The organism is Peribacillus sp. NPDC097675 (genome assembly GCF_050277655.1).
Lineage (GTDB): Bacteria > Bacillota > Bacilli > Bacillales > DSM-1321 > Peribacillus.
Genome location: NZ_JBNNSK010000004.1, coordinates 260497 through 273590, shown reverse-complemented (window position 1 = coordinate 273590; position 13094 = coordinate 260497). Strand labels below are relative to the sequence as shown.

General features: G+C 40.5%; 14 protein-coding genes. 11 read left to right on the top strand and 3 right to left on the bottom strand.

Annotation, left to right across the window (positions count from 1 at the left end):
* Positions 1-280: 280 nt before the first annotated feature.
* The 3 genes from xylF (at position 281) to ACQKL5_RS08695 (ending at position 4118) form a co-directional block, all read left to right on the top strand.
* Positions 281-1363 (top strand): D-xylose ABC transporter substrate-binding protein, encoded by a 1083-nt coding sequence (gene xylF / locus ACQKL5_RS08705; RefSeq protein WP_427608009.1) that lies wholly within the window; start codon positions 281-283, stop codon positions 1361-1363.
* A 69-nt stretch (positions 1364-1432) separates the two neighbouring features.
* On the top strand, positions 1433-2971 hold the full coding sequence (locus ACQKL5_RS08700; RefSeq protein ID WP_427608007.1) for a xylose ABC transporter ATP-binding protein: 1539 nt from the start codon (positions 1433-1435) through the stop codon (positions 2969-2971).
* Complete coding sequence (locus ACQKL5_RS08695) at positions 2949-4118, top strand: sugar ABC transporter permease (RefSeq protein WP_427608005.1); 1170 nt, start codon at positions 2949-2951, stop codon at positions 4116-4118. Before ACQKL5_RS08700 ends, ACQKL5_RS08695 begins: the two co-directional genes overlap by 23 nt.
* Before the next feature lie 111 nt (positions 4119-4229).
* On the opposite strand, the gene ACQKL5_RS08690 is transcribed toward ACQKL5_RS08695, so the two are convergent.
* Together ACQKL5_RS08690 and ACQKL5_RS08685 are read right to left on the bottom strand one after the other, a co-directional pair.
* Positions 4230-4418, bottom strand: coding sequence for a hypothetical protein (locus ACQKL5_RS08690; protein ID WP_427608003.1), 189 nt, complete (start codon positions 4416-4418; stop codon positions 4230-4232).
* Positions 4419-4461: 43 nt separating this feature from the next.
* The gene (locus ACQKL5_RS08685; RefSeq protein ID WP_427608001.1) at positions 4462-4980 is read right to left on the bottom strand and encodes a YfiT family bacillithiol transferase; all 519 of its coding nucleotides are present in this window, start codon (positions 4978-4980) and stop codon (positions 4462-4464) included.
* Between the two features lie 187 nt (positions 4981-5167).
* On the opposite strand from ACQKL5_RS08685, the gene ACQKL5_RS08680 reads away from it, so the two are divergent.
* Positions 5168-5911, top strand: coding sequence for a hypothetical protein (locus ACQKL5_RS08680; protein ID WP_427607999.1), 744 nt, complete (start codon positions 5168-5170; stop codon positions 5909-5911).
* Positions 5912-5997: 86 nt separating this feature from the next.
* Positions 5998-6759, top strand: coding sequence for a uracil-DNA glycosylase family protein (locus ACQKL5_RS08675; RefSeq protein WP_427607997.1), 762 nt, complete (start codon positions 5998-6000; stop codon positions 6757-6759).
* A 436-nt stretch (positions 6760-7195) separates the two neighbouring features.
* Here ACQKL5_RS08675 and ACQKL5_RS08670 read toward each other — a convergent pair whose 3' ends face one another.
* Positions 7196-7588 carry a hypothetical protein gene (locus ACQKL5_RS08670; protein WP_427607995.1) on the bottom strand — a complete coding sequence of 131 codons (393 nt, stop codon included), beginning with the start codon at positions 7586-7588 and terminating at the stop codon, positions 7196-7198.
* Positions 7589-7864: 276 nt separating this feature from the next.
* On the opposite strand from ACQKL5_RS08670, the gene ACQKL5_RS08665 reads away from it, so the two are divergent.
* From ACQKL5_RS08665 to ACQKL5_RS08640, 6 genes are all read left to right on the top strand, one after another.
* Positions 7865-9448: an amidohydrolase gene (locus ACQKL5_RS08665; protein WP_427607993.1), complete on the top strand. Its 1584-nt coding sequence runs from the start codon at positions 7865-7867 to the stop codon at positions 9446-9448.
* Between the two features lie 182 nt (positions 9449-9630).
* The gene (locus ACQKL5_RS08660; protein WP_427607991.1) at positions 9631-10008 is read left to right on the top strand and encodes a GntR family transcriptional regulator; all 378 of its coding nucleotides are present in this window, start codon (positions 9631-9633) and stop codon (positions 10006-10008) included.
* A 2-nt stretch (positions 10009-10010) separates the two neighbouring features.
* Positions 10011-10871, top strand: coding sequence for an ABC transporter ATP-binding protein (locus ACQKL5_RS08655; RefSeq protein ID WP_427607989.1), 861 nt, complete (start codon positions 10011-10013; stop codon positions 10869-10871).
* A gap of 1 nt (position 10872) precedes the next feature.
* Entirely contained in the window at positions 10873-11487 is a 615-nt protein-coding gene (locus ACQKL5_RS08650) for an ABC-2 transporter permease (protein WP_427607987.1), read from the top strand.
* Positions 11488-11828: 341 nt separating this feature from the next.
* Positions 11829-11996 (top strand): hypothetical protein, encoded by a 168-nt coding sequence (locus ACQKL5_RS08645; RefSeq protein WP_427607985.1) that lies wholly within the window; start codon positions 11829-11831, stop codon positions 11994-11996.
* 382 nt (positions 11997-12378) lie between these two features.
* The gene (locus tag ACQKL5_RS08640; RefSeq protein ID WP_427607983.1) at positions 12379-13083 is read left to right on the top strand and encodes a S16 family serine protease; all 705 of its coding nucleotides are present in this window, start codon (positions 12379-12381) and stop codon (positions 13081-13083) included.
* The last annotated feature ends 11 nt before the right edge of the window (positions 13084-13094 follow it).

Genomic DNA, 13094 nt, shown 5'->3' with positions numbered 1-13094 from the left:
ACCGCACTCATTGTAACGATTATCTTTGTCGTGACTTGTTTTTATTTTTTAGACAAATACTAATCTATTAAGCATTAGGTGAAGCAATGCAGCTGTTCATCATTCTTCTTCTCAGCTTGGAGCGTTATCATCGGGCCATTGAAAAAAAGCTATTCAGACAGAGGGGACGATAACAGAAAAAGTTTGTTCATCCGATAGACAAACTTATTTCGCCATGCTATAATCAATTGAAATATTTGGAATAGTTGTTAAATTTAAATGAAAAAGGGAGGCTAATTAAATGGGCATACGTAAGGGGTTACTAAGTGCTTTAATGGTATCTGTATTAGTATTTATCCTGGCAGCCTGTGGGCAGGATACAGGCAAAAATGTAAGCGGTACCAAGGAGGAGAAGAAGGATAAGACAATCAAAATTGGTCTTTCTGTTTCTGACTTATCTCTAGAAAGATGGCAACATGATAGAGATTTATTTGTTAAGAAGGCCGAAGAATTAGGTGCAGAAGTAGTCGTTCAATCAGCAGATGGTGATGAAGCGAAACAATTGTCCCAGATTCAGAATATGCTTTCACAGGAAATCGATGCACTTGTTATCATTCCAATCAATTCTGATTCCCTAACACCTGTTGTGGATCAAGCTAAAGCGGAAGATATTCCTGTATTAGCCTACGACCGTTTAATCAATAACTCGGAAATCGATGCCTATGTTTCATTCGATAATATCCGCGTTGGAGAAATGCAGGCAGAATACTTAGTGAAAAAAATGCCTAAAGGGAAGTATTTCCTAATGGGCGGTTCACCAACAGATAATAATGCAAAGATGTTTAGAGAGGGACAGATGAACATTATCCAACCCCTTGTGGACAAAGGCGACATTGAAATCGTAGGAGATCAATGGGCAAAGAACTGGGATGCAAACGAAGCACTGAAAATCATGGAGAATGCACTTACAGCTAATAAGAATAAAATTGATGCGGTTGTTGCTTCAAACGACAACACGGCTGGTGGGGCCATTCAGGCATTATCAGGACAAAACTTGGATGGTAAAGTAGTGATCTCGGGGCAAGATGCAGATATCACTGGGGTCCAGCGTATTGCAGAAGGTACGCAATCCATGACCGTTTATAAGCCGATTAAAACGATTGCAACAACGAGTGCAGAAGTAGCGGTTAAACTTGCAAATGGTGAGAAGGTTAAAGCGGAAGGATCCATTAACAATGGGAAAATGGATGTACCGTTCATTAAGCTTGACCCAATTATGGTAGATCAAGAGAATATCATGGATACTGTTGTGAAAGACAAATTCCATTCATATGAAGATGTTTATAAAAATGTTCCTGAGAGCGAACGTCCAAAAAAACCGTAATAGTGAAAGCCTAACAAGGAATGTGGGGGAGCAGAGTCTCCCCCTATTCTTACTAAGGAGGTTATCGACATGGGTACTTTCGCGCTTCAGATGGAAGGCATTACTAAAGTATTTCCAGGTGTAAAGGCGTTAGATAACGTGACTTTTTCCGTACGTAAGGGTGAAATTCATGCGTTGTGTGGGGAAAACGGAGCTGGGAAATCAACGTTAATGAAAATTTTAAGTGGTGTATACCCAGCAGGTACGTATAGTGGTCAGATTGTGATTAATGGAGAAGATGTATCCTTTAAATCAATAAAGGAGTCGAGAGAGAGCGGCGTATCAATCATTCACCAAGAACTGGCTCTTGTAAATGAAATGACTGTTGCTGAGAATCTATTTCTTAGTCATGACCTGATGAGACAAAAAGTGATTAATTGGAACAAGATAGATGCACAAGCGCAGAAGTGGCTTTCCCACATCGGATTGTCTATTGATCCGCACACAAAGGTTGGGGAGTTAACGGTAGGAAAACAGCAATTAATCGAAATTGCGAAGGCCCTTACCAATAAAACGGATATTTTAATTCTAGATGAACCGACTGCTGCTTTAACAGAAAGTGATGTTGAGATATTAATAGGGTTATTAAAGGATCTGAAATCGCAGGGTGTCACGTGTATTTATATCTCTCATAAACTTGGAGAAGTCATGAAACTAGCTGATACCGTAACCATCTTGCGTGATGGCAAAACAATCAGTACCGATTCCATTGTTGATATGTCAGAGGATAAAATAGTAACCAAAATGGTCGGAAGGGAACTAACGGAGCTTTTCCCCTACGAAACTCGAGAAATAGGAGAACCGGTCTTGGAAGTGGAGAACTATTCTTCTTTCGAAGCGCATACTGGGAAAGCAGTCATAAAAGATGTGTCATTCCGATTGAAAAAAGGAGAAATTCTTGGCTTTTCTGGATTGATGGGTGCCGGAAGAAGCGAGCTATTCACTGGCCTTTTTGGAGGAACTAATGAGAAGAAGCAAGGAAAAGTGAAGATTGATGGAAAAGAAGTCACTATTCTAAAGCCGGCCGATGCCATTAAAGAAGGCTTAGCTTATGTTTCAGAAGATCGAAAAAGGTACGGTCTTATCCTAGGTATGGATATCGCAAAGAACACGACACTTGTTGCATTAAACAAAGTCATGAAATTCAATATCATTGATAATGCTCTTGAAGTGAAGCGTGCGGATGAAATGACAAGAAAGATGAAATTAAAGGCCCCTAACCTTGAAACCAAGGTCGGTCAGTTGAGCGGTGGGAATCAGCAAAAGGTTGTCCTTAGTAAATGGATATTGAATAATCCCAAAATCCTTATTTTAGATGAACCCACAAGAGGAATTGACGTAGGCGCCAAATATGAAATCTATAAAATCATTAATGAACTCGCAGATCAAGGAGTAGGAATTGTCCTTATATCATCTGAATTACCAGAGATTCTTGGGATGTCTGACCGAGTATTAGTCATGACAGAAGGAAGAATCAGTGGTGAATTCACAAGAAAAGAAGCGACACAGGAAAAAATCATGGCATGTGCCACGGGAGGGAAGTTTAGTGAACAGTCCATTGCCCACTAATAGCAATTTAGAGCCAAGGCAAAGCAAAAAATTAAGCTTTAAATTGGATTTTCAAGCGTATACCTTAATCATTGCACTCATTTTAATCGCCCTCATTTTTGGTTTTTTTACCAATGGCGAATTTTTATCTTCTCGTAATTTATCCAATTTGTTTACGCAGATGTCTGTTGTTGCCGTCCTTGCAATTGGGATGACGCTTGTTATTGTCTCCGGACATATTGATTTATCCATTGGATCTCTAGTTGGTTTAACGGGTGGAATCGCAGCCATTCTCCAAGTTTGGTTTGGAATGAGTACAGGCGTTGTCGTCCTAGCTGCCATTGTAGTTGGCGCCATTGCAGGCTTGTGGCAAGGCTGGTGGGTTGCTTATCGTCATGTACCGGCGTTTATTGTCACATTGGGCGGTATGTTGATATTCCGCGGAATTCTAATTGGCATTAGTAAAGGACAGACAGTTGCCCCATTGAATGATAGCTTTAAACACATTGGTAACAACTACATACCATATACTTGGGGGTATATAATTGCTGCTGTCAGCGTTGTCCTTCTCTTTGTGATAACAGCACGAACGAGAGCAAAACGCCAAAGTATGGGATTATCGGTCCCTTCTACTCTAGTGGATTATGGAAAAATGACCGTCTATTCCTTTTTCACGCTATTCATTACATATATGCTAAATCGTTATTTAGGAATCCCGATTGCCATGTTAATTGCTGTTTCGTTTGCCGGACTATTTCTTTTCGTATCTCTGAAAACGTCTTTTGGACGATACGTATATGCGATTGGTGGGAACGTTGAGGCAGCAGCACTTTCAGGGATTAACATTAAACGTAATGTCCTGTATGTCTTTATCTTAATGGGGGCACTTGTCGGTTTGGCTGGCGTGCTTTTAACAAGCAGGTTGAATGCGGCAACCGTGAGTGCAGGTAACATGCTTGAATTAGATGTAATTGCCGCCTGTGTCATCGGTGGAACCAGTTTAATGGGTGGAAAAGGAAAAATCGTGGGTGCAATCATTGGTGCACTTATCATGGCCAGCATTGATAATGGAATGAGCATGATGAATATCGAGACGTTTTGGCAATATATCGTTAAAGGGTTGATTTTGATATTTGCTGTGTGGCTTGATATTTCAAACAAAAAATAATAGTCCATTTTTAATAGGAAGAAACAGGTGAAATCTATTTTACAAAAAAACGCCACTTGGCGTTTTTTTACTTCCCACTAATGCGCTTTAAACAAGGAATGCATCTGTTAGTCAGGAAACATTCATTTTTTTTAATTCTATCATGTTACTAATAAATCCGATAAAGCCACCAACTATAAATAGTAGAGGAATAAATAAAGAACTAGATTGGGGATAGCCAGTTATCAAACGATAGCCTCCCCAAATACATATAACAAGGCAACTTATTAATCCAATAATCACTCGTATCCTTTTGATCATGTCAATGACCTCCAGCCGTTTCTTGCTAAAAGGTTATGGCCCTTTACCAGTTCTTACAATTAGATAAAGAAGTAATATGAGCGAGGTGGTGTCGACCATGCCAAGCGTAGATGCCTATATTTTCACCGACTGAAACTTCGCCCGAATCTGGGTGAATAAATGTCTTTTTCATCTCAGAAGGACTTAGGTTATGTAAAAGTGTGGTCCATCGTTGATGCAATGCCTCTAGCAGCGATAATGAAATCTCAATCGGTAATGTGTAATCCGAAAGCTCGGCCCATTTCGCTTCTTCATACGGCTTGATTACGGGTTGCAGTTCCGTAAGTGCCAACTTAAAGCGGATATAGGCATTCATATGGCTATCCGCGAGGTGATGCACCACTTGTCGGACCGTCCAACCTTCGACACGGTAAGCCGTATCAAGCTGTTCTTCATCCAAGTCCTGAACAGCTTCCCGCAATGACTTAGGTAACGCTTCAATCTCCTGGATCCAACTCTCAATAAGACTAGGAGTCATCTCCCCCTCCAGTTCAAAATAGCCGATGGGATATCTCTCATCCATCCACGATTCCTCCTTTAAAAACTCAGTGTACTGATTAAGTTCTTTGTCCTATCCTTTAAATCCTGCCTATCTGATAACCAGCAGGCAAGAGACAATTTTCATTGTATGAAATTAACTATTCTAATTATTTTGACTAAAGTTTACAATTGGAGTATCTATTAATGATAAAGATATGGGGTGCGGGAATATGAAACAGGCTTTATACATAGGCGTTTTACTTGGAACCGTTATGTTAGCAGGGTGTAGTGCAAAGGAGGAAACGAATGCTCAAACAAAGAGCGATGAAGCGGCTAAAGTGTTAGCCAATGAACAAACTAATGAACATAGGCCTGTGCCTACTAACGCTGTGGTCGAAACGAAAAGCCCTCTGCCATTAACGCAGGAACAAAAGGAAGCGTACCACAAGCAGTATGAGGAAATGGTGAATCAGGCGAACGAGACAAAAATAGGGATTAATCTAGGCGTACCTTCGATTGAGGAGTTCGAACCGGAAGATTGGGCTGAGCCGGAGGAATATGAACAGAGAATTCAGGAACATATCGATTCCTTCTTGGCAAGTGAACGTGAGGCATTAGGCAATCTATCCTCATCTAAGTCTGAAGTCGTTAGGGGTTCGAATGGAGAAATGAAGAAAACAGCGTATCTTTATGTTAGCGATAAGGTCTTTTCAGTCGAGGTTTCGGGTGAATTTGATACGCAATTCAGTGGATATCGCAAAGGTCAAGTGTTTTCAAAGGTAGACCAGATTACCTCACACATAGCCAGTTCGTCTAGTGGAGAATGGAAGCAAACCTTCTCGGAGGCCAAACTTATAGATAATGGCCGCACATATAGCCTTCTTATTGAAGGGGTGTATACGCTTAATCGGATAGCGACAAAGAAAGCCTTCACCGTCGAATTCAGTTGCGATGAATTTGGTATGATTCATTGATAGATCCGCCTATTCATGAAACACTTATTCTACGTTAAATCACTCACCTAGAGGCAGCTAACTATAAGAAGAAGGGATCAACATACATGAGTATCGTACGCTTTTCTAAATTCAAGCAATACAGAGATCTACTGTATGCTTTACCATCCTCCTATACAGTGGACATGATCAGAAACGAGGAGTTTCTCCTTGATCGGGATGAGAAGAAAAAACTCGAAATCTATTATGCTCCTTTTGAATATGTGAATGAACGCGCCAAAGTCGTGATCGTGGGGATCACCCCCGGATTACACCAAATGAAAAAGTCCTTTTCGACCGTCATTGAAACAAAGGATCAACTAAATAGTGAGGAAGACATCCTGCATGAAGTGAAGAAACGCTCCAGCTTTGAAGGACCGATGCGCAAGAACCTGGTTAAGATGCTGGACGAGTTAGGTTTACACGAATACTTAGGTCTGTCCTCCACAATCGAGCTTTTCGATGAGGCCAATTCCTTGGTCCATACAGGATCCGTCCTGAACTACCCGGTGTTTTATCAGGGGAAAAACTACAGCGGGACGACGCCGGACATCTTAAAGACAGAGCTCCTACGGAAACATATCATGGAAGGGTTTGCGACCGAAATCAGCAACATGGATCAGCCGCTCATCATTCCACTGGGCGTCAACGTCTCCAAGGTATTAACCTACTTGGCAAAAGAGAAGTACCTCGATTCCGGCAACCTGCTTTTGGGTTTCCCGCATCCTTCCGGGGGCAATGGACACAGGCACCGGCAATTCGCAGAGAATAAAGAACAGATGCAAGAGATGATTCGGGATTACTTTTTGCAGCATCCGATGGACAAGTAAGTTTGATGTGGGAAAAGATTCAATAATGCCTTAGTGCATGAATTAATTCCTTATAAGTTCCTCTAAATAATAGACTCCATGTGAACATATAAAACCTATAAATAAATGTCTAAATTTAAAATCATCTTCTACAGCTGCTTTCAGTTTGATCATTAGTATGATTAATATCGATGTACTTATGATTATTAGCGAAAAAATATGCGTATTATCATATGTAGCTTTCATATTTAAGAGAAATAACATGATTAAAAAATAATAAAACGTTGGTTTCACCTTCATTTTCTCCTTCGTTCCATTTATATGACGCACTATTACTTGATAGGGCTCTTATATATAAAATATCATAATAACTTAGGTACTAATCTATTTAACGGAACAGAAGTACCTCGATGCCAGCAATCTTGTTATTAGGATTCTCGCATCCTGTATTTTTTAGCTACCTATTAACCGCAATAATAAATACTAGTACAACGATTAAGAAAGCGATGATGACGGACAGCCATCCAATCTTCACTCTTGATAACAAACGGTCAACAATAAAGAATAAAACGGAAGAAACAAGACTTAGCACTTGGAATGTGCCTCCGAATAAGCAATGAAGTAAGAAGGAGATAATTTCACGAATATAAGCTTTTTTTGAGACCTTGCTACTAAGCCAGTCACTAAAGAAGGAAGTAATCACTCCGTAGGTTATGACAATCATAAGGTTTAAATAATAAAAATTCATAAAGGCATTCCCATCAAAGCCACCAAGCGATGAAAAGATCAGTGCAAATAATAAGCTACTAAGAAAAGCCGTTAACAGTTTTCTCTTTAAAATAATAGCCATTTCCCCCTTTCTACTCCTTATCTATCCCTTTGATAATAAACGAGCCTCGTATAAGAAAAATCATATGTCATTGTAACATGTTACAACGAAGAGTAAGCTTTCTTTATGGAAAAAAACGGTTGGTAAGGATGTAGTATAGGTATAAGCTTATTTTAAAGTAATTATTTCATTTTAAAAAAGGTAAAAATGAGAAAAGTGGCGAAAGTAACACAAAGTATAGTAGTGGGGTAAGCCCTGCTTTATACGAAAACAGCAGAGAGAGAAAGGGATCTTTCGATGAAGAAACTTTGGTATGGCGGCACAATTTACACAATGGAGAAAGAACATGAAACGGTAGAAGCCGTCCTTGTCGAGGGTGACAATATACTCGCTACGGGATCATTCGAAGAACTGAGCGCCCAGGCTGATGAACGGATGGATCTGAAAGGGGCTACCATGTATCCGGGGTTCGTTGATAGCCATCTTCATATTCTTTTCCAAGGTGAGAAGTTAATTCGCCTCGATTTAACAAAAGCCCGTTCAGCAACCGAAATGTTGGACATGGTGAAGGAGGCAGCGAAAACGGCCCCTAGGGACAGCTGGTTGTATGGGGAAGGCTGGAATGAAAATAACTTTCCTGACAAGCGCATTCCGACGATTGACGAACTTGATGCAATCCGGGAAGAACCGATCCTGTTGACGCGGGTGTGCCATCACGTCGTGTTGGGCAATTCAGCAGCCCTTGCAGCCGGAGGCATCACATCAGACAGTCAATCTCCAGCGGGTGGGGAAATCGGTAGAGATGCAGAAGGCACATTGAATGGTCTGTTGTTCGACCAAGCGATCAATAGCGTAACAGAAGCTGTGCCAAAAGAAGGGGAAGCGTACATCGATTCATTGACGAACACACTGAACCTTGCTGTGGATAACATGCTTTCTTATGGCCTGACGGGTGGGCATACTGAGGAAATGAACTATTTCGGAGACTTCAGGAACCCACTAACGGCGTTTCACCGCGTCGTTGGCAAGAAGAAGCATTTCCGCGTGAATATATTGCGACATAACGCCGTATTTGAGAAAATGATCGAAGCGGATGCAGCGTTTGACGAGCCCTATGTAGAACCGGGCGCGATGAAGATCTTTGCCGACGGAGCCCTTGGCGGTTCGACCGCGGCCCTGTCCCAACCGTATGCCGATCAGCCGGATAACAAAGGGCTCTTCATCCAAACCGATGAAGAATTAGAAGAATTGGTGAAACTGGCACGCAAGCATAACGAAGTCGTTGCCGTCCATATGATCGGGGATGCGGCGACGGAACAAGTTCTCCGTGCCATTGAAAAATACCCGGCACCAAGCGGCAAGCGGGACCGCTTCATCCACTGCTGCGTATTGCGCGAGGACCTAGTCGAAAGGATGGCCAAACTACCGCTTGTCGTGGACATCCAGCCGGCATTCGTCCCATCCGACTTCCCTTGGGTCATCGACCGCCTGGGTGAAGACCGGCTCCACTTAGCCTATCCATGGAAAACGCTACTGGACCGGGGCATCATGTGTGCAGCGGGAACGGATGCACCAGTGGAGGACATCAATCCACTCGTAACCATCTATGCAGCAGTCGAGCGGAAAAAACCAGATGCTAATCATGGTGGCTACATACCCGAACAAAAGCTATCGCGTTTCGAAGCGATCCAACTGTATACGATCGGCAGTAGCCAGGCGATCAACAAAGAGCATGAACGTGGCTACATCAAACCAGGCTACGTCGCAGACTTCACGGTATTCGATCGTGACCTATTCGATGGCACGACAGACGAGATGCTTACAGCAAAAGCCTTGAAAACAGTCGTGGCGGGAAGGGTCGTATTTGAAAGGGAAAATTGAAAAGATGGGGAGATACTTCGAATATTGGAGTATCTCTTTTTTACGTGATTGAGATTTTTAATAAAAATAAGGAAAATCTTTTTTTGGGAATTCGAATATTTAGAAAATATTACCTTGTAAAATAATGTAATATAGTATATATTGTATATAACGTATATATACAATAAGTAAAGAGGTAAACCATGCAAATTATGATTTCGAACGGCTCCAAGGAGCCAATTTATGAACAAATTTATTATCAAATCAAAAAGTTGATCTTAAGCGGGGACTTGCAGGAAGGGGATTCCCTCCCGTCGATGCGTCAGCTGGCGAGGGATCTCCAGATCAGCATCATCACCACGAAACGGGCCTATGAGGAACTGGAAAAGAGCGGGTTCATTTATTCGATTGTCGGAAAAGGATCTTTCGTATCCGAACAAAATAAGGAGATGATGAGAGAGAGGAAGATAGCGGTCATAGAAGAGAATTTGATGATTGCGGTCCAAAATGGGAAAGAAATGGGGTTCAGCCTAAAGGAATTGAAGGAAATGCTTACATTATTATTTACGGAGGATGAATGATGATGGAACATGTGATAGAGTTGCAGAACATCGAAAAGAACTTTAAGGATTTTCAAATGAAAGATTTCTCTCTTTCAGTCAAAAAGGGATTCATAACAGGTTTCATAGGTGGAAACGGGGCTGGAAAATCGACCACAATCAAACTAATTATGAATTTATTGAAGCAGGAATGTGGAACGATTTCGATATTCGGATTGAATTACAAGGAGCATGAAAGACAGATCAAGCAGCGGATAGGCTTTGTTTATGATGAAAACATCTTTTATGAGCATTTGACTCTGAAGGAAATGAAAAACATTATCAAACCTGCCTACGATAACTGGGATGATGCCGTCTTTGAACACTATGTGGACTATTTCGAGCTGCCACTCAAGAAAAAGGTCAAGACGTTTTCGAAAGGGATGAAGATGAAAGCCTCCTTGGCGATCGCTTTTTCCCATCATGCCGAATTGATTATTATGGATGAGCCGACATCCGGCCTCGACCCAATTTCCCGCAAGGAATTGCTCGGTGCATTGCAGGATATCATGCAGGAAGAAAATAAGACTATATTCTTTTCAACGCACATCACCACGGATCTGGAACAGATTGCCGACTATATTATCTTCATCCATCAAGGGGAGCTGATCTTCACGAAGGAGCTGTATAAAATTGAGGAAGAATACGCCCTTGTGAAAGGAACGCTCGATCTATTGGACCGAGACATGGAGAAGGAATTCATCGGGATTCGCACGGCGAACAGCGGCTTCGAGGCATTGACGGCCTGCAAAAATCGCATGTCAGACCTATTTGGAGATACGGTCATCATCGAAAAACCTACTCTCGAACATATTATGTATTACACAAAACAGGGGTGGCAATGACATGTTCAATCTGATTAAAAAGGACGCATTGGTCCAAAAGTCACTTATTCCCTTGTATCTTGCTATTGCACTCGTATATTTATTTTTGGGAACGCCGCTTTCGTTCCTTATTTTTCTCTTGAGCATAACGCTTATGATGAATGCCTTTTATTATGAGGAAAAAGGGAATAGTCATGTTTTGTTCAACTCCTTGCCATATACGAGAAAAGAAATCGTCAGTTCCAAATATGTCGGTACCCTTTTTTATACGGCCGTTATCATCGGTGTCGTCTATATTAGTAACCTAATCGTGAATGGAAAGGATGTTCCGTTCTCATGGAAGGACATGCTTTTCACCTTTGGCATGACGATGACCTTGACCGCGTTAATCTTTCCATTCTTTTATAAATTCAAGCAACAATTCCTGTTGATTGCTTCCTTCTTTTTGATTGGACTATTTATGTTCACCTACAAGATTATTCTTTATGTTTTCAGGGATGCTTTCGCAAATTTGGTTCAATGGATAGCTGAATTAACTGACCTTCAGTTGTACGGATCAGCAACAATTATCATTTTGCTTTTGTACAGCGGCTCTTGGCTTCTGTCAATCCGCATTTATAATAGGAAGGTTTTTTAACCGAAGATAAGTCCGTTTCTAAGCAATAGGTGCCACTTTGACCGATAAATGACGTATATTTTTACGTGTTATTTGAACATCCAACTTTAAAAACCCAGCTACCTTCATATCAGAAGATTAGCTGGGTTTCTTAATTATTTATAGTATTCGGATACGCCTAGCAGCGGCTGTTCATTGTTCAGCAATCTTGAATAAATTATACCAATATAAAGTGGTTTCAATATCTGATATTAGGAGCTGTCATTAGTCTATAGTGTAATGGGATTTATGTTAAAATTAACCTAATTACCTGTTTTGAGGAATTCACCTGCATTATAGAAAATAAATTGGGAGCTGTTTTTATGGTTGACATAGCCTTGATATTGATTATTGCCTCTGCTGGGGGAGTTATTGCTATTATCGGCTTCCTCGTTATATTAAGTCGAAGAATTTTAGAACCTAAGAAAGAACTTCAACAAAGAATTGATCAATTAGAAGAAGAGGTTCGAATGTTAAAAAACAACAAATAAACAACTTTACAGGATGAACGGGGGCGATCGTATGATAAGGTTAGCCGATTTTTACTGGTTGACCTTTTTTTAATAGATTCTATTACGGGTTTAACATACATGGAATAATTTTAGAGAATGATAGTAACTCCCTTTAAGTTGACAATAAAAGAAGACTGTCCCCAAAGTTAATAAGAGAGGGCTGATTAACATTCAAAAAGCAAAACGTTTTACTACTATACTCCATATTTCTTTAACACTTCTTTTTTATCTCCTCTTTCTTTTCTTATATCTTCAAGATGTGATTGATGAAATTTCATATTTAGTTATATTGCTTATTAGCTTAGTGATTTTATTGATCTCAATCGTAGTACTCCGGAAGAAACATAAGATAAGAAGAAAAATGACTATCTCACTATCCATCCTCTTCCTGCTATTTTGCTATGAGCTGCCCCTTATAGGTTTCGCAGTACAATCACATATAGCAGACATCTACCATGAGCCAAGTGAGACAGTAGAACGCTCGGGAATTTATATAATTGGTATAGACGTGGAAACATTAAATAATATGGAAAGTAAACAGGCGGTTCGTGATCAATTAACCAATGAGCATAAAGATGTCTTAACCATTACCGAAATAAACAATTCAATGAGCTATACAAACAAAAATAGGACTCTACTAAGTTGGTTCGGGCTAAATGCAAAATCGCCAAAAGAAAAGATGAGAGAGGACTTAAGAGAATATTTCGGGAAAGAAGAGCAAAGACTTACCGACTACTTTCATAACGATCATGCGACAGGAAATAGTGCAGGGCTTGCCATACTACTCACTGAATTAATAATAAACGGAACCTTTCAAAATCACATACCAATAGCGGTTACTGGAGCCATAAATGGCAAAGGAGAAGTAACAGCTGTGGGAGGCATCAAAGAAAAAATACAAATCGCAGAAAAATCCGGTTTTCAATTCATGATCATCCCAAGTGAAAATGGCAAAGAAGCAGAGACTTTTCAAAAAGAACTTCATGCAAATATCCGTATTCTTGATGTAAACCAGGTAGATGAAGCAGTGAAACAAATTAATTACCTGAACGATATATATAAATAATATACTTTTTG

Coding starts and splice junctions, on each gene's coding strand:
- ACQKL5_RS08670 (WP_427607995.1), bottom strand. CDS start 7,588: ATGGCTATTATTTTAAAGAGAAAACTGTTAACGGCTTTTCTTAGTAGC.
- ACQKL5_RS08655 (WP_427607989.1), top strand. CDS start 10,011: ATGGAACATGTGATAGAGTTGCAGAACATCGAAAAGAACTTTAAGGAT.
- ACQKL5_RS08650 (WP_427607987.1), top strand. CDS start 10,873: ATGTTCAATCTGATTAAAAAGGACGCATTGGTCCAAAAGTCACTTATT.
- ACQKL5_RS08680 (WP_427607999.1), top strand. CDS start 5,168: ATGAAACAGGCTTTATACATAGGCGTTTTACTTGGAACCGTTATGTTA.
- ACQKL5_RS08700 (WP_427608007.1), top strand. CDS start 1,433: ATGGGTACTTTCGCGCTTCAGATGGAAGGCATTACTAAAGTATTTCCA.
- ACQKL5_RS08645 (WP_427607985.1), top strand. CDS start 11,829: ATGGTTGACATAGCCTTGATATTGATTATTGCCTCTGCTGGGGGAGTT.
- ACQKL5_RS08675 (WP_427607997.1), top strand. CDS start 5,998: ATGAGTATCGTACGCTTTTCTAAATTCAAGCAATACAGAGATCTACTG.
- ACQKL5_RS08640 (WP_427607983.1), top strand. CDS start 12,379: ATGACTATCTCACTATCCATCCTCTTCCTGCTATTTTGCTATGAGCTG.
- ACQKL5_RS08685 (WP_427608001.1), bottom strand. CDS start 4,980: ATGGATGAGAGATATCCCATCGGCTATTTTGAACTGGAGGGGGAGATG.
- ACQKL5_RS08665 (WP_427607993.1), top strand. CDS start 7,865: ATGAAGAAACTTTGGTATGGCGGCACAATTTACACAATGGAGAAAGAA.
- ACQKL5_RS08660 (WP_427607991.1), top strand. CDS start 9,631: ATGCAAATTATGATTTCGAACGGCTCCAAGGAGCCAATTTATGAACAA.
- xylF (WP_427608009.1), top strand. CDS start 281: ATGGGCATACGTAAGGGGTTACTAAGTGCTTTAATGGTATCTGTATTA.
- ACQKL5_RS08690 (WP_427608003.1), bottom strand. CDS start 4,418: ATGATCAAAAGGATACGAGTGATTATTGGATTAATAAGTTGCCTTGTT.